This window comes from Arthrobacter sp. Y3221157 (assembly GCF_059089865.1).
Genome location: NZ_JBNHFD010000028.1, coordinates 1 through 21,842, shown reverse-complemented (window position 1 = coordinate 21,842; position 21,842 = coordinate 1). Strand labels below are relative to the sequence as shown.

18 protein-coding genes are annotated in these 21,842 nt (G+C 67.6%); 9 read left to right on the top strand and 9 right to left on the bottom strand.

Features of this window, described 5'->3' with window-relative positions; all coding sequences use genetic code 11:
- The first annotated feature begins 44 nt into the window (after positions 1-44).
- Positions 45-1,373 (top strand): Nramp family divalent metal transporter, encoded by a 1,329-nt coding sequence (locus AC5RTT_RS09725; RefSeq protein WP_494145018.1) that lies wholly within the window; start codon positions 45-47, stop codon positions 1,371-1,373.
- A 66-nt stretch (positions 1,374-1,439) separates the two neighbouring features.
- Here AC5RTT_RS09725 and AC5RTT_RS09720 read toward each other — a convergent pair whose 3' ends face one another.
- The 3 genes from AC5RTT_RS09720 to AC5RTT_RS09710 form a co-directional block, all read right to left on the bottom strand.
- Positions 1,440-2,777, bottom strand: a complete 1,338-nt coding sequence (locus AC5RTT_RS09720) for a GAF domain-containing protein (RefSeq protein ID WP_494145017.1) — start codon at positions 2,775-2,777, stop codon at positions 1,440-1,442.
- A 160-nt stretch (positions 2,778-2,937) separates the two neighbouring features.
- Positions 2,938-4,368 carry an FAD-dependent oxidoreductase gene (locus AC5RTT_RS09715; protein ID WP_494145016.1) on the bottom strand — a complete coding sequence of 477 codons (1,431 nt, stop codon included), beginning with the start codon at positions 4,366-4,368 and terminating at the stop codon, positions 2,938-2,940.
- 81 nt (positions 4,369-4,449) lie between these two features.
- Positions 4,450-5,448: a DNA topoisomerase IB gene (locus AC5RTT_RS09710; protein ID WP_494102887.1), complete on the bottom strand. Its 999-nt coding sequence runs from the start codon at positions 5,446-5,448 to the stop codon at positions 4,450-4,452.
- A 104-nt stretch (positions 5,449-5,552) separates the two neighbouring features.
- Between AC5RTT_RS09710 and rarD the strand changes: the two genes are divergently transcribed.
- Entirely contained in the window at positions 5,553-6,614 is a 1,062-nt protein-coding gene (gene rarD / locus AC5RTT_RS09705; protein WP_494145015.1) for an EamA family transporter RarD, read from the top strand.
- A gap of 71 nt (positions 6,615-6,685) precedes the next feature.
- Here rarD and gabT read toward each other — a convergent pair whose 3' ends face one another.
- Together gabT and AC5RTT_RS09695 are read right to left on the bottom strand one after the other, a co-directional pair.
- On the bottom strand, positions 6,686-8,056 hold the full coding sequence (gabT, locus tag AC5RTT_RS09700) for a 4-aminobutyrate--2-oxoglutarate transaminase (protein ID WP_494145014.1): 1,371 nt from the start codon (positions 8,054-8,056) through the stop codon (positions 6,686-6,688).
- A gap of 82 nt (positions 8,057-8,138) precedes the next feature.
- Positions 8,139-9,569: an aminobutyraldehyde dehydrogenase gene (locus tag AC5RTT_RS09695; protein ID WP_494010312.1), complete on the bottom strand. Its 1,431-nt coding sequence runs from the start codon at positions 9,567-9,569 to the stop codon at positions 8,139-8,141.
- 156 nt (positions 9,570-9,725) lie between these two features.
- Here AC5RTT_RS09695 and AC5RTT_RS09690 point away from each other — a divergent pair, with 156 nt between their 5' ends.
- Positions 9,726-11,162, top strand: coding sequence for a PucR family transcriptional regulator (locus AC5RTT_RS09690; RefSeq protein WP_494145013.1), 1,437 nt, complete (start codon positions 9,726-9,728; stop codon positions 11,160-11,162).
- A 15-nt stretch (positions 11,163-11,177) separates the two neighbouring features.
- On the opposite strand, the gene AC5RTT_RS09685 is transcribed toward AC5RTT_RS09690, so the two are convergent.
- Positions 11,178-12,761, bottom strand: a complete 1,584-nt coding sequence (locus tag AC5RTT_RS09685; RefSeq protein WP_494145012.1) for a CYTH and CHAD domain-containing protein — start codon at positions 12,759-12,761, stop codon at positions 11,178-11,180.
- 142 nt (positions 12,762-12,903) lie between these two features.
- On the opposite strand from AC5RTT_RS09685, the gene AC5RTT_RS09680 reads away from it, so the two are divergent.
- The 3 genes from AC5RTT_RS09680 to AC5RTT_RS09670 all read left to right on the top strand — a co-directional run bounded on the left by AC5RTT_RS09680 (position 12,904) and on the right by AC5RTT_RS09670 (position 16,253).
- Positions 12,904-14,232, top strand: coding sequence for an MFS transporter (locus AC5RTT_RS09680; RefSeq protein ID WP_494145011.1), 1,329 nt, complete (start codon positions 12,904-12,906; stop codon positions 14,230-14,232).
- Between the two features lie 6 nt (positions 14,233-14,238).
- Positions 14,239-14,919 carry a FadR/GntR family transcriptional regulator gene (locus tag AC5RTT_RS09675; protein WP_494145010.1) on the top strand — a complete coding sequence of 227 codons (681 nt, stop codon included), beginning with the start codon at positions 14,239-14,241 and terminating at the stop codon, positions 14,917-14,919.
- Between the two features lie 83 nt (positions 14,920-15,002).
- Positions 15,003-16,253 carry an AI-2E family transporter gene (locus tag AC5RTT_RS09670; protein WP_494145009.1) on the top strand — a complete coding sequence of 417 codons (1,251 nt, stop codon included), beginning with the start codon at positions 15,003-15,005 and terminating at the stop codon, positions 16,251-16,253.
- Between the two features lie 165 nt (positions 16,254-16,418).
- Here AC5RTT_RS09670 and AC5RTT_RS09665 read toward each other — a convergent pair whose 3' ends face one another.
- Positions 16,419-16,955, bottom strand: a complete 537-nt coding sequence (locus AC5RTT_RS09665) for a hypothetical protein (protein WP_494010307.1) — start codon at positions 16,953-16,955, stop codon at positions 16,419-16,421.
- Between the two features lie 156 nt (positions 16,956-17,111).
- Here AC5RTT_RS09665 and AC5RTT_RS09660 point away from each other — a divergent pair, with 156 nt between their 5' ends.
- Genes AC5RTT_RS09660 through AC5RTT_RS09650 form a run of 3 tightly spaced genes read left to right on the top strand, consistent with a single transcriptional unit; the run spans position 17,112 to position 19,482 of the window.
- A complete protein-coding gene (locus AC5RTT_RS09660; protein WP_494010306.1) occupies positions 17,112-17,402 on the top strand; it encodes a hypothetical protein in 291 nt (96 codons plus the stop codon).
- A 3-nt stretch (positions 17,403-17,405) separates the two neighbouring features.
- The gene (locus tag AC5RTT_RS09655) at positions 17,406-18,233 is read left to right on the top strand and encodes a DUF1206 domain-containing protein (RefSeq protein WP_494145008.1); all 828 of its coding nucleotides are present in this window, start codon (positions 17,406-17,408) and stop codon (positions 18,231-18,233) included.
- Positions 18,234-18,261: 28 nt separating this feature from the next.
- Positions 18,262-19,482: an SRPBCC family protein gene (locus tag AC5RTT_RS09650; protein WP_494145007.1), complete on the top strand. Its 1,221-nt coding sequence runs from the start codon at positions 18,262-18,264 to the stop codon at positions 19,480-19,482.
- A gap of 134 nt (positions 19,483-19,616) precedes the next feature.
- Here the strand turns inward: AC5RTT_RS09650 and AC5RTT_RS09645 are convergent, their stop codons facing one another.
- Positions 19,617-21,083 carry an FAD-dependent oxidoreductase gene (locus AC5RTT_RS09645; protein ID WP_494145006.1) on the bottom strand — a complete coding sequence of 489 codons (1,467 nt, stop codon included), beginning with the start codon at positions 21,081-21,083 and terminating at the stop codon, positions 19,617-19,619.
- A 21-nt stretch (positions 21,084-21,104) separates the two neighbouring features.
- Positions 21,105-21,842 (bottom strand): uroporphyrinogen-III C-methyltransferase (gene cobA, locus AC5RTT_RS09640; RefSeq protein WP_494145005.1); only part of this gene is annotated, 738 nt, incomplete at its 5' end.

Sequence of the window (21,842 nt, the reverse complement as noted above, 5' to 3'; positions counted from 1 at the left end):
ACCAGCATTCCACTCTCCATCCCGGTCAAGGACGACCCCCAGCAATGTCGCTGTATAAGGAGGACTCGCCGATGCGCGAGCAGCAGAATAAGACCATCACCCATCCCGCAACCAGGGAAGAACAGATGGCAGCCCCGCAAGGAAACCAGGCCCCCGAAACAACCAGAAAGCACCGCACCTTCCTGCAGTACCTTGCCCTCATGGGCCCCGCCTTCGTGGTAGGCGCCTGGCAGTTCGGACCCGGTAACCTCACCACGGCCGTGCAGGCCGGCAGCCGCTTCGACTACAGCCTCGTCTGGGTCATCGCGGTCTCAACGGTCCTGATGATCTTCTTCACTGACATGAGCGTCCGGCTCGGCATCACAACCCCCGTTTCCCTGATCGCGTCCATCAAGGAACACCTTGGCAAATGGGTGGGCATCCTCGCCGGCTTCGGTGTCTTCGGGATCACCCTCATGTTCTCCGTCGGCAACGCCGTCGGATCAGGCCTTGGCCTGTCGCTGATCTTCGGCGGCTCCCCGGTCCTGTGGACCGTGGTCTGCACCATCGCCGTCGCGATCGTCCTGGCCTTCCGCAACGTCTACGGCATCGTCGAAAAAGCACTCCTGGTCATCGTCGTCCTCATGGGCATCGCCTTCATCGCCAGCACCGTCGTCGCCCAGCCCGACTGGTACCGGGCCATGGAAGGCATGGCTCCACAACTGCCCGCCGGAAGCGAAATCCTGATTGTGGCACTCGTTGGCACCAACTTCTCCATCAACGCCGCGTTCTACACCTCCTACGGCATCAAGGAACACCGCCGCACCCGCGCCGACTACCGCGACATCACCCTCGTGGACACCATCCCCGGCATCGTTGCACCCGGCATCATGACCGCCCTGGTCATCATGGTGGCCGCCGCCGTGCTCGGAAAAACCGGGGCCGAGGCCGGAACCATCGGCGCCCTCGCCTCCATCTTCACCCCGCTGGCGGGTCCTGTCGGAGCCATGCTCTTCGCCCTGGGCCTCTCCTGCGCAGCCTTCTCGTCCATGATCGCCAACGCAACGGCCGGCGGAACTATGCTTTCGGACGCCATGGGCCGCGGCGCCAAAGCCGGATCACCCGCCGCGCGCATTGTCACCGGCATCATCCTGGCCTTCGGACTGGTCATCACGTTGTCGTTCCAGTCCTCTCCCGTGGGACTGATCGTCATCGCACAGTCCCTGACAGTCCTCATCGCACCCCTGCTCGGCGTCCTGATCCTCGTCATGGCCAACAAGACCGCGGTCATGGGAGACCTTCGCAACAAGTGGTGGCACAACCTCTTCGGAGCCATCGGCCTCATCGCCATCATCGCCTCCTCCATCCGACTCATCACCACCCTCATCGGCTGAAGCGACCCGGCAGCATCAGCAGAGCAGTGCCCCCGCCTAAAAGGTGGGGGCACTGCCATTTCCCGCTCAGGCGCGGAGTTCGGCTTCCAGCCTTTCCAGGTCCGCGACGACGGCGGCCCGCTTGGGTGAGCGGGCGGGAAGGAGGCGGAGCGCGGCACGGCGGACGCCGACGTCGTCCCTTGCCTCGGGGAGGTCCGCGTACTTCAGGAGGGACTCGGCGCTGCCATCGGTCAGGACCGCCTCCCGCAGCAGGGACGAGACCCTGTTCCGCAGTTCGATAATGCCGGGCGCTTCCGACCGCGGAAGGACGGCACCGCGATAGATCTCCAGGGCGATGCGGTGGGCGCCGCGCTGCAGGCAGCTCAACACCTGGCCGCTGTCCGGCACCAGGTCAAGGGGAAGGCGGTAGGGCCGGGAACCGGGGACGGCATCCGGATGGAGCTGCTGGAGGACCTTGCGCAGGCGGACCATCTCGGCGCGGAGCGTGATGGTGGAGCCGTCACCGGGATAGAGCAGGACGCTGAGTTCCTCCGCTGTGAGCCCGACCGGGTGCGTGCTGAGCAATGCAAGAATCTCGCTGTGCCGGGCAGACAGGACCACCGTCTTGCCCTCAAGGCTGAGCAGCGCCTGGTCGCGGCCCAGCAGCTGGAGGCTGTTCCTGTACAGGCTGCCTTCCTTGCCCCCAGCGCGGGGTGCGCGGGACGCGGAAGCTGTGGACCGGCGTCCTGCGGGCCTACCGGCGAGATCGGCGGCAAGCTGCAGCCGCTCGACGCGCAGCTGCGCCTGGGCCGCGGCAACCGTTGCCTGCACAAGGGACAGGGTGTGCGGCGCAACGGCGGTGTCCGTCCCGGTGATGTCCACGACGCCCAGGACCGCGCCGGAATCGGGGTCGTGGAACGGGACGGCGGTGCAGCTCCACGGGTGGACCGCCCGCTGGTAGTGCTCGGCCCCGGCAATCTGGATCCCCCGGCCCAGGGCCAGGGCGGTGCCCGGTGCACTGGTGCCCACGGAGGCCTCGGACCAGTCGGCACCGGCCACGAACATCATTCCCTCGGCGCGGCGCTGCAGGACAGGGTCACCCTCCACCCACAGCAGCCGGCCCACCTCGTCACCCACCGCCACCAGCAGGCCGCTGTCGTGGCTGGGCTGGACCAGGAGTTTACTAATCACCGGCATGATGGCCGCCAGCGGGTGCTGGCTCCGGTAGTCCTCCAGCTCCTCGCGGTCCATGGCCAGCGGGGCAGCGGGATTGTCGGGGTTCGCCTTGAAGCCTGCGGACCGCTGCCACGACTCACGGATCAGGCTGCGCAGGCCGTTGGGGTCCTGGAGGGCGCCGCCGTCGAGCTGTTCGTGGGCGGCCAAAGCGCTGAGCTGCAGCGGACCGGGCTGGATCAGGTTCTTCATCGAACTCCTGTACTGCCTGCGGGCACGGCCTCATGACGCCGGCCAAGGGGTGGTCGCAATTCTAACCCCCGCGGGCCCGGCACGGGTCAAGAGTTTTTGGGCAGGTATGGCGACCTCCGGGGCACGGAAGTCGCCATATCTGGACAAAACTCTTGGAGGGTTAGGCGCGGGAGATGCGGATCATCTCCTCGCGCGGGACCACCTTGATCCGTTCGCGCAGGACAGCCTCTTCGGCTTCGTTGGCCACCCATTCGGTACCCAGGGCAGCTTCATGGGCATCGAGCTTGATCCAGCCCTCCCACGTGGTGTACTCGATGCCGCGCTCCTCAAGCAGGTCGATGATGGCCTGCGGGTCCGGGTTCTCGGCCGGCGGCAGGCTGAGCCGGTCCTCGAGGAGGAAGCCGATGGTCTCCAGGGCGTCGCCCTTGGTGTGGCCGATGAGGCCCACCGGTCCGCGCTTGATCCAGCCCGTGGCGTAGATGCCCGGAACCGGCTTGCCGTCCGCGTCCAGGACCCGGCCGCCCTCGTTGGGGATGACGCCGCGCTTGGCGTCGTACTCCAGCTCGTCCAGGGCCGACCCGTGGTAGCCGATGGCCCGGTACACGGCCTGGACGGGGTATTCGATGTACTCGCCCGTGCCCTTGGCGTTGCCCGTGCCGTCAAGCTGCATCCGCTCGAACTTGATGCCGCCCACCTTGCCCGTGCCGTCGTCGAGCACTTCCACCGGACTGTGCAGGAAGTGCAGGTGCAGGCGCCGGGAGGACGGGTTCTCGGACTCGGCGTGCTCTTCCACCAGCCAGTTGGTGAGGGTGTTCACCATGGTCTTGATCTGGTTGTTGCTGCGGATGGCCTCGTCGGAGGCCTCGTCGAATTCGAAATCCTCCGGGTAGAGCACAATGTCCACGTCATTCATGTGGCTGAGCTCGCGCAGCTCCAGCGGGGTGAACTTCACCTGGGCGGGGCCGCGGCGGCCGAACACGTGGACGTCAGTCACCGGAGAGGACTTCAGCCCCTTATAGACGTTGTCCGGGATTTCGGTGCTGAGCAGTTCCTCCGGATGCTTGACCAGCATGCGGGCCACGTCCAGGGCCACGTTCCCGTTGCCGATCACGGCGATCTCCCTGGCATCCAGCGGCCAGTCACGGGGAACGTCCGGGTGCCCGTCGTACCAGGAGACGAAGTCGGCGCCGCCGAAGGAGCCCTGTAGCTCAATCCCCGGAATGTTCAGGTCCGCATCCTTGACCGCACCGGTGGAGAAGATCACGGCGTCGTAGAAGGCCCGGAAATCATGCAGGGTCAGGTCCCGGCCGTATGTGACGTTGCCCAGGAACCGGATGTCGCCGCGGTCCAGGACCTTGTGCAGGGCGTTGACGATGCCCTTGATCCGGGGATGGTCCGGGGCAACGCCGTACCGGATCAGACCATAGGGTGCGGGGTAGGCCTCGAAAAGGTCGATGCTCACCTCGAAGTCCCCGTCCTTGACTCCGCTGGACTTGGTGAGGATGTCCGCAGCGTAGACTCCTGCCGGTCCTGCGCCCACAATGGCGACGCGTAGTGGACGGGTGGAAGCTGATTCGCTGGAGTTGGACACCTGGAGCCCTTCTGAACTGGTCCGTCATTGCACAATGAGGATGCGCCGGTTGAAGTAGCGCACAGTTCTTTATTCTAGGCCTCAGCCGCTTTTGGCCAGCGGGACCAACTTGCCTTCGCGGTAAAGCAGTGCCCGGAGCTCCGCCTCCGCGGAATCCGTCCGCTTGGGATCGATGGTTTCGCCGTCGTTGTAGTGGTCCACCACGCGCGGGTCAACATAGCTCTTCCGGGCGATCGACGGCGTGTTCCCCAGTACTTCGGCGGCGTCCATCATGGCGCGGCTGATAGCCCGCTTCCGCTTGGCAACAGTCCGCTGGGGGCCGGTGCGGGCGAGGCTGACGGCTGCCGCAACAGTACCGCGCAGGGTCCGGAAGTCCTTGGCCGTGAAGTCCGAGCCCGTCCGCTCCTTCACGTAGGCGTTGATCTCAGCGCTCGTCACCGGGTGCCAGGTCCGGCCAATCTTGTAGGCCAGGAGCCTGGCGTTGGGTCCCCGGCGCTTGAGCAGGCGCAGCAGGACGGCAAGGTCGGGGTCCCGCATTTCGGATTCCCAGTCCTTGCCGCTTTTTCCGGGGAACCGGAGCAGAATGCGGTCCTTCCGTACCTGGACGTGCGCGCACAGGAGGGTCGCCAGGCCGCGGCTGCCGTTTTCGTTCGTGTACCGCTCCGACCCCACCCGCAAGGAGCCGCTGTCCAGCATGCGGAACGCCCCGGCCAGGACGCGGTCATGGGTGAATCCTTCGCTGCGCAGGTCCATGGTCACCCGGCGGCGGGCAGTCGGCAGCGACTCCGCCAGCTGAAGGGACCGGTCAAACTTCAGCCGGTCCTTCCGCGCGCGCCACTCGGGATGGTAGATGTACTGGCGCCTGCCCACGGCGTCCACGCCGGTGGCCTGGATGTGCCCGTTTTCGAACGGGGCGATCCAGACGTCGGTCCAGGCCGGGGGAATCCCGATGCTCTCCAGCCGTTCCCGAACCGGCCCAGCGGGCACGGTGGAGCCATTCAGGTCCCGGTAGCTAAACCCTTTTCCTGCCGGTATCCGACGGTACCCCCGGCCCGAGGCGTTGCTGCGCCGGAGCCTCATGGGGCGGACTCCGGCAGTTCGGCACAAGTCATAAAAGCAAGCCTACTGACTATTTTGTGTTTTCCCGCCCGAATGCTTGGAATACCTTGCCGGAGGCTGGTGTTATGGGTGTCGTGCCAATCCCCGATGGAGCCCAGTCCGCCAGCCTCTCTTCCCCCGCCGCCACATCCCCGGCCCGGCGCGCTTCGGCGGGGCCAGGAGGGCGCACTCCTCCCGGGCCACCGAAGGCAGTGGACAAAGACACGACGGCGGGAATCCTCTTTGGCGTCGGCGCCTACGGGCTGTGGGGGCTGCTCCCCCTGTACTTCTTCGTGCTCCAGCCGGCCGGTGCCGTCGAAATCGTTGCCAACCGGGTGGTGTGGTCGCTGCTGTTCTGCGCCCTGCTGATCACCGTCACGCGCGCCTGGCCGGCCCTCATTGCGGCTTTCCGGAACCGGGCAGTCTTCGGCAGCCTGGCCCTCGCGGCACTCCTCATCGCCGTCAACTGGCTGACCTATACCTACGGCGTGACCACCAACCAGGCCGTGGAAACCTCGCTGGGGTACTTCATCAATCCGCTGGTCTCGGTCCTCCTGGGCGTCCTGGTCCTCAAGGAGAGGCTGCGCCCGTTGCAGTGGGCCGCCGTGGGCATCGGTTTCGTGGCGGTGGGGGTGCTCACCTACTCCTACGGCAAGCTGCCGTGGATTGCCCTCACGCTGGCCTTCAGCTTCGGCCTCTACGGCTTCGTGAAGAAGCGCGTGGGCTCCAGGGTGGACGCTGTGACCAGCCTCAGCGTGGAGACGATGGTGCTGGCACCGGTCGCAGCGGCGACGATGGTCTACCTCGGCGTGGCCGGGGTGGCCACCCTCACTACCCAGGGCCCCGGCCACTTCTGGCTGCTGCTGGCTTCCGGCGTGATCACCGCCGTCCCGCTGCTCTTCTTCGGCGCCTCCGCCCGGCGGCTGCCGATGACCACCATCGGCCTGCTGCAGTATTTCGCTCCGCTGCTGCAGTTCATCGTGGCGCTGCTGGTGTTCCGCGAGGCCATGACCCTGGAACGCTGGATCGGTTTCGGTGTGGTGTGGCTGGCCCTTCTGGTGCTGACGGTAGACATGCTGCGCAACGCCCGCAGGAATTCCGTGGCCCGCAAGGCCGCCCTCCGCACCGCCGCGAAGGCACACCGTTAACCAAGGAAGGCGGGCCCGGTTCACAAGAACTGGGCCCGCCTTCCCGGCGTTGCCGGAGGGAGTCGTTCCGGTTAAGCGTTCGCCTTGATGGCGGCGGCCAGGACGTCCAGGCCGTCGTTCAGGAGCCCGTCAGTGATGACCAGCGGCGGGAGCAGCCGGATGACGTTGCCGTAGGTGCCGCAGGTGAGGATGATGACGCCCCCCTTGAGGCAGGCGGCGGCAACAGCCTTGGTCAGCTCCGGGTTGGGTTCCTTCGAACCGGCCTGGACCAGTTCGATGGCCAGCATGGCCCCGCGGCCGCGGACGTCGCCGATCACGGCGGTTCCGGCGTCGGCGAGTTCAGCCTGCAGCTCGCGGAGACGGCTGGTGGCGAGGGATTCGATGTGGCGGGCGCGGCCGGCCAGGTCGTACTCCTCCATTGAACCGATGGAAGCCAGCGCTGCCGCGCAGGCCACCGGGTTGCCGCCGTACGTGCCGCCAAGGCCGCCGGGGTGGACGGCGTCGAGCAGGTCCGCGCGGCCGGTGATGGCGGACAGCGGCATGCCGCCGGCGATGCCCTTGGCCATGGTCATGATGTCCGGGACGACGCCCTCGTGGTTGACGGCGAACCATTCGCCCGTGCGGCAGAATCCGGACTGCACCTCGTCCGCAATGAAGACGATGCCCTTTTCCTTGGCCCAGGCGGCCAGCGCCGGGAGGAAGCCCTCAGCCGGAACGATGAAGCCGCCCTCGCCCTGGATCGGTTCGATGATGATCGCGGCAACCTGGTCCCCGCCGATCTGCTTCTCGATCATGGTGATGGCGCGCTTGGCTGCCTCGGCGCCCGTGATGGCGGGGTTTTCCTCGCGGTACGGGTAGCTCATGGGCATGCGGTAGACCTCGGGCGCGAACGGGCCGAAGTTGGTCTTGTACGGCATGGCCTTGGCGGTCAGCGCCATGGTGAGGTTGGTGCGGCCGTGGTAGGCGTGGTCGAAGGCAACGACGGCGTCGCGCCCGGTGGCGAGGCGTGCCACCTTGATGGCGTTTTCCACGGCTTCAGCACCGGAGTTGAAGAGCACGGTGCGCTTTTCGTGGTCGCCGGGGGTGAGCCGGTTCAGCTGCTCGGCGACAGCCACATAGCCTTCGTAGGGGGTCACCATGAAACAGGTGTGGGTAAAGTGCTCCACGGCTTCCTTGACAGCACCGACGACGGCGGGATCGGACGCGCCCACGCTGGTCACCGCAATGCCCGAGCCGAGGTCGATGAACGAGTTGCCGTCCACGTCCTTGATGATGCCGCCGTCCGCGTCGGCAACGTAAACCGGAACGCCGGAGGCGACGCCTGCAGCCACCACCGACTTGCGGCGTTCGGCCAGGGCAGCGGACTTGGGGCCGGGGAAGTCGGCCTGGACGCTGCGCTTCTGCTCCAGCCGGTAGGTGATTTCTGATGCTGTTGCGGTCATTGGGGTTCTTTCTTTACTAAATGGGCCCACGCCGGCAGGGTTCCCTGGCCGAAGCGAAGCGAGGTTAGGGGGCCGGTGGGGACTAGGCGTCGAGCGCGCTCATGACGTGCTTGATGCGGGTGTAGTCCTCCACGCCGTACATGGAGAGGTCCTTGCCGTAGCCGGACTGCTTGAAGCCGCCGTGGGGCATTTCGGCGGTGAGGAGGATGTGCGTGTTGATCCAGACGGCGCCGAAGTCCAGGTCGCGGCTGAGGCGCATGGCGGTGCCGTGGTTGCTGGTCCAGACGCTGGAGGCCAGGGCGTATTCCACGCCGTTGGCCAGTTCAACGGCTTCTTCCTCGGTGCTGAACTTCTGCACGGTGATGACGGGGCCGAAGGTCTCCTTCTGGACCACGTCGTCGGTCTGCTTGGCGCCGGTGATGATGGTGGGCTCGAAGAAGTAGCCCTTCTCCCCCGCCCGGTGGCCGCCGGTTTCGATCCGGCAGTTGGCGGGCAGGTTTTCCACCACGGACGTCACGGCGTTGAAGTGGTTGACGTTGTTCAGCGGGCCGAAGTAGTTGTCTTCGTCATTCTGCGAACCGGTGTGCAGGGTCCGGGTGTGTTCCACCATGGCAGCCACGACGTCGTCGTGCACCGAATCCTCCACCAGCACGCGGGTGATGGCGGTGCAGTCCTGGCCGGCGTTGAAGAAGGCGAATTCGGCGATGGCGGCGGCGCTCTTCTTGATGTCGGCGTCCTTGAAGACGATGGCCGGAGCCTTGCCGCCGAGCTCCAGGTGGGCGCGCTTGAGGCTCTTGGCCGCGCCGGAGGCCACTGCGATGCCTGCCCGGACGGAACCGGTGATGGACACCAGGCCGGGGACCTGGTGGTCCACCATCATGGCGCCGGTTTCACCCGTGCCCAGGATGACGTTCAGGACGCCGGCGGGGAAGATGTCCTTGGCGAGGCGGGCCAGGACCAGGGTGGATTCCGGGGTGGTGTCCGAGGGCTTGAGGACAACGGTGTTGCCGGCGGCCAGCGCGGGCCCGATCTTCCAGATGGCCATCAGGAACGGGTAGTTCCAGGGGGCCACCTGGGCCACCACGCCGATGGGTTCGCGGCGGACGTAGGAGGTGTGGCCCTCGAAGTACTCGCCCGCTGACTTGCCCTCAAGGATGCGGGCCGCGCCGGCGAAGAAGCGGAGCTGGTCGGCACCGGCGGCCACTTCCTCGGAAGCGATCAGCGAGCGCACCTGGCCGGTGTTGCGGTGCTGGGCTTCAACCAGTTCGTCGCTGTTGGCCTCGACGGCGTCAGCCAGCTTGAGCAGCATGAGCTGCCGCTGGCCCGGGGTGACGTGCTTCCAGGTTTTGAAAGCGTCCTGCGCAGCGGCCATGGCGGCGTCCACGTCGGCCTGCACCGAGATGGGTGACTGCGCCACCACTTCCCCGTTTGTGGGGTTGATGATGTCCAGCCGGCCGGTGCCGGCGGGCGTGACGAACTCACCGTTAATGAAGTTCTGCAAGGTTTGGACCACGGTGTGCAACCTCTTCTCTGAGCGGCCATCAGCGACAGGCGGATGGATGGAACTGGTTTGAGCCTATGCCAGCACCCCAGCGCAGTGAATAGCCACCTGCACACCCTTCGGCGCGGTGTTTAGTGCGGTTGTCCAGCAGGCGTTTATCCTTGATCCATGGCCATTTCGCTCGCTGCCCTGCTGGGCGTGAACTCCCTCAAGCTGTCCAAGGCGGGAGTCGCCGAGACCACCTGGCACCAGGACATCAACTGGGTGGCGGTCACGGAGCTGGAGGACCCGCAGCGGTTCCTCAACGGCGGCGAGCTGATCCTGACTACCGGCCTGCGGCTGAAGTCCGCGCCGGAGCAGCGGCGCTTTGTCCGCCAGGTGCAGCGGGCGGGCGCGGTGGGCATTGGGTTCGGCGTCGGGCTTTCGCATGAGGCGGTGCCGCCGGCGTTGCTGGCCGAGGCCAACCGGTGGGCCCTGCCCGTGGTGGAAGTCCCCTACGAGACGCCCTTCATCGCCATCACCAAACTCGTGGCCGATGCCCAGTCCGCGGACCACTACGCCAAGCTGGAGCGCCTGATCGCGGGCCACCAGGTCCTGGCCCGCGCCCTGCTCACCGGCGGCGGGCTGGCCGAACTCCTCAAGCAGCTGGGCAGCATGCTGCGCACCGATATCGCGCTGACCCAGTTCACGGCGCAGCTGTACAACAGCAGCAGCGCAGCCCCGTCCGCGGATTCCTGGTCCACCTATCCGATCCCCACCGGCCGGCGGGACGCCTGCACCCTCTGGGTCCGGCAGCCGTTCGAGGACTCCGGCATCATCGGTTACGCCCAGAACCTGATCAGCGTGGAGCTGAACAACATGGTCAAGCAGCGCCAGGCCCAGCGCGCCCTGTGCGGCCAGGTGCTCGAGGACGTCATCCACGGCGCCCTGGAGACGAGCGAGGCCCAACGCCGCCTGGCCGGCGTGGGCATCAACAGCACCCGGAAGAACGTGGTGCTGCTGGCGGTCTCCGCCGCGCACAACAAGGCCTTGGGCCGCACCGCGGTGCCGCGGGAACTCGAGAACTCGGTGGCCGCCGTCGTGGGCAAGGACCTGGTACTAGTGGTCAATGACGATGGCGCGGCGGCGCCGGCTTTGGCGCGGAAGCTCAGCGACCATCTGGCGGAGGCGGGCATCCACGCCACCATCGGCATCGGTGGGGCCTACACCAAGCCGAACGGCTTGCGTTGGAGCTATTTCGAGGCGCGGGATGCGGCGAGCCACGGCCTGCCGGTCAATGAGCCGGAGAGGTTGAGCCTGACCTCGCTGCTGCTGGCCAGTGAGGACGTGCCGCTGGCTGACATGGCGCATGAGTCCCTGAACCCGCTCCGGGCGTTCGACGCCGCCCATGGCGCGGAGCTGATGACCACGCTGGAAAGCTACCTGAACAACAACGGTTCGGTGGCCGCCGTCGCCGAGCAGCTGACGCTGCACCGCAACACGGTCCGGTACCGGCTGGCCCAGATCACCGAGCTGACCGGATACGATCCCGCCGTGACCCCGGACCGGGTGCAGCTGTGGCTGGCGCTGGCTGTCGCGCGGCTGTCCGCGCGGCAGGGCAAATAGGCTGCATCCCCCGCCTCAGATGACCCCGCCCCGCAGCAGGTCCCGGGACTTCTTGCGGGCCTTCCGGTACTTGGCCTCGGCGGCGGCCATCAGTTCCTCCTGCCGCTGCAGCAGGGCGGCGTAGGTTTCACTGACGGGCGGCCGGTCCCGGTCCGAGCCCAGGCCCGCCAGCAGGTCGCGGGCCACCACGGCATCGTGGTAGTCGCCCAGGATCTTCTGTTGCCGGTGGGCTGCCTTCGCCACCTTGCGGGCCCGCTTCCCTTTGACCAGGGCGGCGGACTCCGCCACATGCCGAAGCTTTTTGGCATCCTTGCGCACCCTGTGGAGGGCGTTCTCATGGTCTGTACCGCGGCGGGCGCGGACAGCCGCCCGGTGGGAGCGCCTGAGCTTTTTCGCCGCCCTGTCCACCGCCTTCGCAGCCGCACGGCGTCCGGGCGCCACCGTTTCCGCGCGGACGGGCGGGTTGTCTCGGAACTCCTCCAGGCTGTCCAGCAGCCGGAAGTAGCGGTCGGTGCGCAGGGCCTCCTGGAGCCGGCGGTATCCGGCGTCGTACGCGGCACCGGTCTGGCGCTCCACCCGGTCCCGGGCGGCGTCCGCGCCGGGGTCCTGTCCCAGGTCATCAAGGTGCCTGCGGAGCCGGGCCTGCAATACCTCGGCGTCCCGCGGCTCGCCCAGGAGCTGGCCCAGCCATTTGAGTTCGTCCCGCAACCGGCGTAGAGGCACTGCCCTGTACAGCTTGCGGTAGCCAGCCAGGACGGAGCGGAGCCGGCGCGTGGCGGAGCGCATGTCATGTACTGCCTCCGGCTCTTCGAGCCTGATGGCGGCGTCCTGGGCAAGGAGCTCCTTGATCTGGGCTGCAGCATAAACGGTGACGACGGCGGCAGCCGGCGACTTCTTGCCGGCCGGCAGGGCGGGGATGGCTTCGTCGGGGGCGGCATCGGCGTCGTCCTGGTCCCCGGCCGGTGCGCCAAGCGCCTTGGCCAGCTTCGAGGCGTGGGCCGCCGGGCGGGCTCCGGCCCCCACCAGCAGCTGCTCGGCGGGGGCGAAGAGGCTGGCGTCGCCGTTGACGAGTTCCAGCTCCCATTCCCGCCACTGCTGTTTGTGCCCGCTATCAGTTCCGTCCGGACCCGGCAGCCGTTCCGCCGTAACCCGGTCGTCCGCCAGGTCGGCCAGATGGACGCCGTCGTCCCCGTAGAGGGCGTGGGTCGTCCGCCTGGTGCGCAGCTTGACCACCGGAACCAGTTCGGCCCCGCGGAGGTATGCCTGGACACGGTCCAGGAGGGTATCGGGCACGACGTCGGCCTGGCCCAGCGGGGCGTGCAGCTCGCGGCGCTGCTGGGGTTCGGTGTCCCCGGTCCCGGCTGCTTGGGGCGGCAGCTTCAGGTGCCAGCCGGCATCACTTCCGCCGGTCCGGCGGCGGAGGGTGATGCGGCGGGAGGCCAGCGTGTGGTCTGGGGTATCGAAGTACACGGCTTCCAGCTTGGCGGTATGCGGCTCGTCCACGCGCGCCACACCCGGCAGGCCATCCAGCGGCGGCACCGTGGCGTCCTTGCCGACGTCGTATTTCTTCTCGACCTCGAGTCCCTGGGAAGCCTCCACAACCGTCCTTCCACGTCCGCTGCATTGCGTAGTCGGGGTGGTTCACACCCGGCTTAGGCAGTCTATGACCTGCTGCTGCACGGCCGGGAGAGCTTGCCCACAAAACCCTAGACATCAAACGTCTAACGTTTACTCTGGACGTATGCCCGCAACTCCACCCCCTTCCGCCCTCGCGCCCACGCCCTGCCCCGCTCCTGCCGCGCCGGCCCCTGCGCGCGCTGCGGCTTCTGTTCCGGTCACGGCGGCCGCACCAGCTCTTGCGGCGTACCCGGTGGCAGCCGTCCAGGCCCGGCCACGCTCCGCCGTCGTCTTCGGCGTCATAGCGCTGGTGCTGATCGGACTGAACCTGCGCGCGGGCATCACCGGGGCGTCGGCCCTGCTCCACGACCTGCAGGCGGTACTCGGATACGGCGCGCTGGTGGCGGCCGTCATTCCGTCCATCCCCACCCTCTGCTTTGCCTTGGCCGGCGCCGGAACGTCCTGGCTGACCGGGCGGCTGGGCGTCGAGAAGGCCATCCTCCTGGCCCTGGCCCTGCTCGCCGGCGGGCTCCTGCTGCGCAGCATTCCGGCCACCGGGATGCTGCTGGCCGGCAGCGTGCTGGGCATGTCCGGGCTGGCGGTCTGCAACGTGGCCATGCCGTCCTTCATCCGCGAACACTTTGCTTCCCGGACCTCGCTGATGACAGGCCTGTACACCGTGACCATGACCACCGGGGCAACCGTGACCTCCGTGGCGGTGGTCCCGCTGGCGCAGTCCCTCGGCTCACCGTCCGCCGCCGTCGGAGCTATCGGGATCACCGCCGTCGCTGCTTTCCTGGGCTTCCTGCCGGTGGCGCTGCACGCCCACCGCAACAGCCGCCGTGCCACCGGCGGGCCGGTAACACCCTGGCCGCTGTTGCGCACCCGCAAGGGCCTGCTCCTCACGGCAATCTTCACCCTCCAAGCCCTGCTCGCGTACGCCCTGATGAGCTGGTACCCCTACATGCTCACCACCCTGGGCCTTAGCGCGACGGACAGCGGCCTGATGTTCGGGCTGATGCAGCTCGTTTCGGTACCGGCCGGCATGGCCCTGATCGCCATCGGTTCCCGGCCCAGGATGCTGCGCCCGGCGTTCTACCTGGTCAGCATCGTCATGGTCCTGGGCCTCGTAGCACTCCTGGCGCTGCCCGTGGAGCTTGCCTTCGTCTCGGCGATCCTGGTCGGTTTCGGCCTGGGAATCTTCCCGCTGGTGATGGTGATGATCAGCCGCAGCGGCTCGAGCACCGCCGAGACCACTGCGCTGTCCACCCTCGCCCAGTCCACCGGCTACCTGCTGGCGACCGTGGGCCCCTTCGGCATGGGGCTGCTGCACGGCGCAACCGGCAGCTGGACCCTGCCCCTCTCGTTGCTCCTGGCCCTGGCGCTGGTCCAGGTTGTGGTGGCGCACCTGGTCACCGGCCCGGCAATGACCGGCAAGCAGAGGATAAAGTAGGACGCCATGGCACTGAGCCCCTCCACCCGCGCGCCGCTGGCCGACGAAGTGACCGCCAAGCTGCGGTCCATGGTGCACTCCGGCGAGTGGCCCCTGAACCAGCGCATCCCGTCCGAAACCGAGCTGATCGCCGGGTTAGGCGTTTCCCGCGGCACCCTGCGCGAGGCCATCAAGGCCCTGGCCCACAGCGGCATGCTGGAGGTCCGCCGCGGCGACGGCACCTATGTCCGCGCCACCAGCGAAATCTCCGGCGCCGCCCGCCGGATGTACCAGGACCACACCGAGCAGCACATCCTGGAGGTCCGGATGGGGCTGGACACGCAGGCGGCGCGGCTCGCGGCCCGGAACGCCACCGCCGACGACGTAACGGCCCTGCGCGGGCTGCTCGCCACCCGGGACCAGGCCTGGCACGCCGGCGACTATGACACCTGGGCGCGGGCGGACTGGGGCTTCCATGAACGGGTGGCGCAGGCCTCCGGCAACCCCCTGCTGCACGAGCTCTACATCAGTTTCGGGCCCGCGCTCCACCGGGATCTCCTGACCCAGCAGGCCCGGCCGGGATTCGAGGGGCTGCCGCTGGAGGGCCACGAAGTCCTGCTGCGGGCCATCGAACGGCACGACGAAGAGGCCGCCGTCGCAACGGTCAACAGAAACCTGAACTCCTGCGCAGAGTGGCTCGGCGCCTAGTCAGTCAGTAGGCTTACTATCTGACGTAGGTAGTAAGCCTGCCCGCGCCCGCGGGCGGGCGCCGCCGATGATGAGGAGTTCCCGTGGCGCGATCAACACGCCTGACCGAACACGAGCTGGGCAACGAGCCCGAACAGTCGAAACCGGGCACGGAGGCCGCGACCGCGGAAGGTGCACCCCGGCAGGGCCAACCCCTTGGAAAGTCCGCCCTGCAGCGGGGCGGGAAACAGGGCGAAACCAAGCCGGCCGGCGCCTTATGGGCTGACGGACTGGGACGCGTGGGCATCCGCTCAGCCCAGATCCTGCTGATCCTGACGGTGGCCGTGGTGTCCGTCTATGGCCTGATGCAGATCAAGCTCCTGGTGATCCCGGTCCTGATCGCACTGATCCTGGCCGCGGCCATCGGCCCGTTCGTCAACATGCTCCGGCGCCGCGGCATGCGGGGCGGGCTGGCCACCGGCATCGCCTTCATCGGGCTCCTCCTGCTGCTGGGCGGCGTTTTCACGGTGATCTACTTCTCGGTCCGGAACCAGTGGGGCGAGCTGGCAGCCCAGGCATCGTCCGGCCTGGACGAACTGGAGAACTTCCTCCGCACCGGCCCCATCCCCATTGACCAGGAGCAGCTGAACCAGGCGCGGCAGGGCATCATTGACTTCGCCACCAGCAGCCAGGCCCGTTCAGGCGCGATCACCGGACTCTCCGTGGTCACGGAATTCCTCGCCGGGTCCGCCCTGATGGTGGTCATCCTGTTTTTCTTCCTCAAGGACGGCGCCAAGATCTGGAACTTCCTGCTCCGCCCCTTCAGCGGGCAGCGCGAAGCCAAGCTGCGCCGGGTGGGCCGCCGCACCCTTGAGGTCCTGGGCGGCTATGTCCGCGGCACCGCGATCGTGGCCCTCGTGGACACGGTCGCCATCGGCGCCGCCCTGTTGATCATGCAGGTTCCGCTGGCGTTCCCGCTGGCGATCATCGTGTTCATCGGCGCCTTCATTCCGCTGGTGGGCGCCACCGTGGCCGGAATCCTGGCCGCCCTGGTGGCCCTGGTGGCGAACGGCCCTGTGGTGGCGCTGATCGTGGTGGCAGTGGTCATCGCGGTCAACCAGCTGGAGGGCGACCTGCTGCAGCCCATCGTCATGGGCAACGCCCTGAAGCTCCATGCGCTGGTCATCCTGATGGCACTGACCGCTGGCACAATCCTTGCAGGAATCGTGGGTGCGGTGTTGTCCGTCCCGCTGGCCGCCGTCGTATGGGCCATCATCCAGGTGTGGACGGCCGAGGACCCGAACCTCGAGGACATGAATCCGGACCTGCCGGCGGCAGGCACCAAACCGGTCTAATAACCCTTCGAGTTTTTGTCCAGGTATGGGGACTTGAAGTGCGTTTTTGGCCTCCATATCTGGACAAAAACTCCACCAGGCAGACGCACGACGGCGGTCCGGCACCTGGGTGCCGGACCGCCGTCGTGTGTTCCGCCTTGCCGCTGCCCAGGCAGCGAAAGACGGCTAGGAGCGCAGACCCACAAACACGTTCTTGGGACGCTGCATCTCACCGTGCTTGGCGCCAAGAATGATTACCAGGCCGGCGAATGCGGGGATGACCCACTGGAGCGCCTTGAGCTGCTGCTGGGCCGCCTGCAGTTCCTCGGAGGCACCCGCCCGTGGCTCGGTGGCACCCTCGGAACCCTCGTCGGCGAGCTTTTCCACCTTCTTGCCCAGGATGCCCGAGTACAGGGTTACCGCCGCGCCGGCCACCGTCACGGCCGTCTTGATGGCGGTGTCCCGCGCTACGCCTTCCTGTTTGGCGATGCGGCCCTTGTTCTCCCAAGCGATGGCGAGGTCAGCCACCAGGTGCGAGGCGAACGCCGCGGTCTGGATGGGGGCCCACTTCATCCAGCCGGCGCTTGAGAGCCGGGTCCGTTCGGAGGGGTCCCTGGCTTCCGCCGCTGCACCGTTGAGGCCGATGGCACCCATCAGGGAACCGCCGAACCACGCCGCTGCCGTCAGATCGTGTACCGACCGGGCAATGAGATTTCCTGCCATGATGTGCGTTCCTAACGTTGAACTGGTTTCGGGATGCCGCTGCTGCGGACTTCGATTTCCGTGTCCCCTCAAGGTCATGGTCCGCCTATGGTAAGCACACTTACTAATGTTACGAAAGCCCGTCTTTCAGCCACGGGAACGCGTAATATCGTCGCCATGGGAAACACAGGAACATTGTTCGGCTGGGCCTTCGGGGACCCGGCGCGGGAAGATGACCGCACCTACGTGGACGGGCTCCAGCGCGAGGCCCTGCGCAACGCGCGGGAGACGGCGGAAGCCAAGGGCGTCAGCGCCGTTGCAGGTTCGGAAGTGTTCACTGTGTTGAGTGGCGACGATTCCCTGGTGGAGCTGGGCAACGCCCCCGGCCGGCTGGTGGTCCGCTGCACCATCCACGTGGAGGGACCGGGCGCGGAGAAGCTGCGTGCCGAAGGGCCCATGAACGGCTGATCCATGTCGGACGGGGAATCTACGCTGAGCCAGGCGGCGGACGCCGTCGAGGAGGCTTCCAACCACAAGGCCCTGGATGTCCTGGCGCGCGCCGGGTTCGCTGTCATGGCGTTGCTCCACGTCATTGTCGGGGCCATCGCCGTCGCCGTGGCCTTCGGGCAGCCGGGTGAAGCGGATGCCACCGGTGCCATTGATCAGCTCGCGGCGAACCCCTGGGGCCCGGTTGTGATGTGGGCCTGCGTTGCTGCCTGCGCCGGGCTGTCGCTGTGGCAGGCCAGCGAGGCCACGCTCCGGATGCGGGGCAAGCCGCGCAAGGAGCGCTTGGCCAAGCTTGTTTCGTCGGGATTCCTGGCCATCGCCTACGGCAGCGTGGGGCTCAGCTTCGCCGGCTTCGCTGTGGGGCTGCGCGGGGACTCCGGGGACAGTGCCCGGGATTTCAGCGCCTCGCTGATGGCCAACCCGCTGGGCCTCTGGCTGCTGGTGGCCCTGGGGCTGACGATCATCGGGATCGGCATCTACTTCGTGTCCAAGGGCGCGCGGCGCGGGTTCAAGGAGGAGCTCTTCCATTTCGATGGGACGCGCCGCGGCCGGCTGATCGACAGCCTCGGCGTGATCGGGCACATCGCCAAAGGCGCCGCCCTCAACCTCACCGGACTTCTGTTCGTCATTGCCGCCGCGAAGCACCGTCCCGAGGAATCCACGGGGCTGGACGGCAGCCTCAAGGCCCTCCGCGACCACCCGTTCGGCCCCACCCTGCTGGTTGCGATCGGAGCCGGCTTCATCGCCTACGGCATCTTTGCCTTGATCCGCTCCCGTTTCGGCCGCATGTAGTTTCCGCGGTTTTGGGTAGGAAGGAAACATGACGCACCTGACAACGGACCAGACGGCCGACGACGGCGCCCGCGGCCTGGGAGCGCCCCTCACCGAAGCGATGGGGCAGTCCTTTGCCGGCCTGTTCCGGCTGCTCAAGGTGGCGCGTCCGGACCGGCCAATCCACCCGAAGGGCCTGGGCCTGACCGGCGAGCTGAACCGGACCGGCAATCCCTTCGAACCAAGCGGCCTCGACTGGTTGGATTCTCCGGGCACTGACGCGGTGGAGGCGAGGTTTTCCCGGTCAGTCGGCCTTCCGCAGGCACTGCCGGACGTCCTGGGGCTGGCTGTCCGGGCCCGGCCTTCCGCCGGTGGAGTGCCCGGCGGCAGCGCGGATGTCCTGTTCGCCTCCACCGGCTGGCGCGTCCCCGGCCGGTTCCTCCTGCAGCCCCGGCTCGACGTTGACGGCGCCACCATGACCACGCTCATGCCGTACCGCGGCCGGAAAGGCCCGGTGCTGCTCGGCCTGCGCACCATCAGCCTGCCGCCGGGTTCGCTGTCCTCGGGTGAATGGGTGCTGGGCTTGTTCTGGGCAAGGCCGATGGGACGCTGGCGCCAGTGCGGCGAGCTCCGGCTCCATGCAGGTGCCCGGCCCGGCGACACCAACCTGCGCTTCAACCCGCTGGAAAACCCGCCGCCGGGGTCGCAGACCTACGCTTGGACCAGGCGGCTGCGCGAGCGCTCCTACCGCACCGCGCAGCGCAAGGCACCCGCCGCCGTCGGACGTCCTGGCAACAACCACGCCGGCACCGCAGAAGGAAGGAAGACCATGTCCACCGTGTCCCAGCTCTTCAACTCCCCCGCAGGCGACGTATGGCGCGTCCTCTCCGATGGCTGGCTGTATTCCGGATGGGTGGTGGGAGCCTCCAGGATCCGGGCAGTGGATGACGCGTGGCCCCGGACCGGCGCCCAGCTTCACCACTCCGTGGGTGCCTGGCCGTTCGTCATCAACGACAGCAGCAAGGTGGTGAACTCCGAGCCCGGCCGGTTGCTGGAGCTCGTGGCTCGCGGTTGGCCGATGGGTGAGGCCAAGGTGGTGATCACCCTTGAGGAGCGGGGCAACCAGTGCCAGGTGACCATCGTCGAAGACGCCATCAAGGGACCCGGCAAGCTGATGCCCAAGTTCCTGCGGGACGCCATGATCGGCGTCCGGAACCGCGAAACCCTCCGGCGCCTTGAGCTCATGGCGGCCGGCGGCGCGGGGCGGTAGCGGCTTAAGCAAAAAGGAGGCCACCCCGCGCCTAAGCCCTTCGGGCCGGCGCGGGATGACCTCCCCACCCGCACCCTAGCCTCGCAAGCTCGGCCAGGGAACCCTGCGGGTGTGGGCCCACCTTTGCTTTTGGGCTAGACCTGGGCGGCAACGCCGTCGCGGGAGATCTCCACCATGTCCTCGCGCGGCACCACCTTGATGCGCTCACGCTTGACCTCGACGCCGTGCGAGCCGCCGGCCTCGGTGGCAGCGGCGCCCAGGGCGAGCTCGTGGGCGTCCAGCGCCAGCCAGCCTTCCCAGCTGGTGAACTTCACGCCGCGGGCGTCAAGGAGGTCAACGACGGCGTCCTCGGCAGGCACGGTGGCAACCGGAAGGTTCTCGCGGTCTTCCAGCAGGTAGGTCACGGTCTCGAGGGCGTCGCCCTTGGTGTGGCCGATCAGGCCCACCGGTCCGCGCTTGATCCAGCCGGTGGCGTAGAGGCCGGGCACGTGCTGGCCGTCGGCATCCAGGACGCGGCCGCCGTCGTTCGTGACAACGCCCTTCTTGTGGTCGAACTCAACGTCCGGCAGCGCGGAGCCGAAGTAGCCAATGGCACGGTACACGGCCTGCACCGGGTAGTCCACGAACTCGCCGGTGCCGCGGGCGTTGCCCGTTCCGTCCAGTTCGGTGCGCTCGAACTTGATGCCGGCAACCTTGCCCGGGGTCTCGGCGTCGTCGTAGATCTCCACCGGGCTGTGCAGGAAGTGCAGGTGCAGGCGGCGGGAGGCCTTCAGCTCGGAGAGGTCCTCGGGCTGCTCGGCGATCCAGTTGGTGAGCGTGCCCACCATGGTCTTGGTCTGGTTGTTCGTCTGGATCTGGCGGTCCGATTCCTCGTCGAACTCGAAATCCTCCGGGTACAGGATGATGTCCACGTCCTTGGAGTGGGACAGTTCGCGCAGCTCCAGCGGGGTGAACTTGACCTGGGCGGGGCCGCGGCGGCCGAAGACGTGCACGTCGGTGACGGGCGAATTCTTCAGGCCGGCGTAGACGTTGTCCGGGATCTCGGTGCTGAGCAGGTCGTCGGCGTGCTTGGACAGGACGCGGGCCACGTCCAGGGCCACGTTCCCGTTACCGAGGACGGCGATCTCCTTAGCGTCCAGCGGCCATTCGCGCGGGACATCCGGGTGGCCGTCGTACCAGGAGACGAAGTCCGCGCCGCCAAAGGAACCTTCAAGCTCGATGCCGGGAATGTTCAGGTCCGCGTCCTTAATGGCGCCGGTGGCGAAGATGACGGCGTCGTAGTGGGTGCGCAGGTCCTCGATGGTGAGGTCCGTGCCGTAGTCCACGTTGCCGAAGAAGCGGATGTCACCGCGGTCCAGGACTTTGTGCAGGGCATTGACGATGCCCTTGATGCGGGGGTGGTCCGGGGCCACGCCGTAGCGGATCAGGCCGTAGGGTGCCGGGTAGCGGTCAAAGAGGTCGATGCTCACGGTCAGCTCGCCGCTCTTGACGGCTTCGCTCTTGGTGAGGATGTCCGCGGCGTAGACGCCGGCGGGGCCGGAGCCCACGACGGCAACGCGCAGCGGACGTTCGGCAGAACCTACGGAGGTGCTTGATGACACGGCTGTGTTCCTTTTGTTCGGCTAGGAGGTGAGGACTCGGGGCTTGTTCGGGGTGGTGGTGCTGTAGTCAGCGGTTTTGAAGTGCGACGGCGCGAAAGGGCTCACGCGCACCACGTCACCGATGACAATCACTGCGGGATTCGCGACGCCGGCGGCCTCGGCCTGGTCAGCTATGGAACCAAGCGTGCCGATCGTCACGCGCTGGTCCGGCAGGTATCCGTTCTCCACAATACCAACGGGGGTGCCGGCGGGCAGGCCGGCTTCGCCCAGCGCGGACGCTGATTCGCGGAGCTGGCCTACGCCCATGAGCAGGACGATGGTGTGGTCGGCGCGAGCCGGAACCTCTGACAGTTCCTCGTGGCCCGTGACCACGCTGAAGCCCTTGGCCAGGCCGCGGTGGGTCACCGGGATGCCCGCGGCGGCGGGGACTGAGATCGCTGAGGTTACGCCGGAAACGACCTCGACCTCGACGCCGTGCCGGCGGCAGTACTCGGCTTCCTCGCCGCCGCGGCCCAACACGTAGGGGTCGCCGCCCTTGAGCCGGACCACGCGGTGGCCCTGCAGGGCCTCGTCCACGAGGATCCGGTTGATTTCGGCCTGCGGCACGGGGTGGTGGCCGGGCGTCTTGCCGACCTCGATGACGCGGACGTCAGGGGCCAGTTCGTTGAGGAGTTCGCGGGGGCCGAGGCGGTCGGCAACCACCACGTCGGCCTGGCCCAGGAGGCGGCGGCCACGGACGGTGATGAGGCCGGTATCGCC

What these genes read in the sequence shown, in the direction of transcription:
- AC5RTT_RS09725 (WP_494145018.1), top strand. Translation starts at nt 45, where the DNA reads ATGTCGCTGTATAAGGAGGACTCGCCGATGCGCGAGCAGCAGAATAAG.
- AC5RTT_RS09720 (WP_494145017.1), bottom strand. Translation starts at nt 2,777, where the DNA reads ATGAAGAACCTGATCCAGCCCGGTCCGCTGCAGCTCAGCGCTTTGGCC.
- AC5RTT_RS09710 (WP_494102887.1), bottom strand. Translation starts at nt 5,448, where the DNA reads ATGAGGCTCCGGCGCAGCAACGCCTCGGGCCGGGGGTACCGTCGGATA.
- rarD (WP_494145015.1), top strand. Translation starts at nt 5,553, where the DNA reads ATGGGTGTCGTGCCAATCCCCGATGGAGCCCAGTCCGCCAGCCTCTCT.
- gabT (WP_494145014.1), bottom strand. Translation starts at nt 8,056, where the DNA reads ATGACCGCAACAGCATCAGAAATCACCTACCGGCTGGAGCAGAAGCGC.
- AC5RTT_RS09690 (WP_494145013.1), top strand. Translation starts at nt 9,726, where the DNA reads ATGGCCATTTCGCTCGCTGCCCTGCTGGGCGTGAACTCCCTCAAGCTG.
- AC5RTT_RS09680 (WP_494145011.1), top strand. Translation starts at nt 12,904, where the DNA reads ATGCCCGCAACTCCACCCCCTTCCGCCCTCGCGCCCACGCCCTGCCCC.
- AC5RTT_RS09675 (WP_494145010.1), top strand. Translation starts at nt 14,239, where the DNA reads ATGGCACTGAGCCCCTCCACCCGCGCGCCGCTGGCCGACGAAGTGACC.
- AC5RTT_RS09665 (WP_494010307.1), bottom strand. Translation starts at nt 16,955, where the DNA reads ATGGCAGGAAATCTCATTGCCCGGTCGGTACACGATCTGACGGCAGCG.
- AC5RTT_RS09660 (WP_494010306.1), top strand. Translation starts at nt 17,112, where the DNA reads ATGGGAAACACAGGAACATTGTTCGGCTGGGCCTTCGGGGACCCGGCG.
- AC5RTT_RS09655 (WP_494145008.1), top strand. Translation starts at nt 17,406, where the DNA reads ATGTCGGACGGGGAATCTACGCTGAGCCAGGCGGCGGACGCCGTCGAG.
- AC5RTT_RS09650 (WP_494145007.1), top strand. Translation starts at nt 18,262, where the DNA reads ATGACGCACCTGACAACGGACCAGACGGCCGACGACGGCGCCCGCGGC.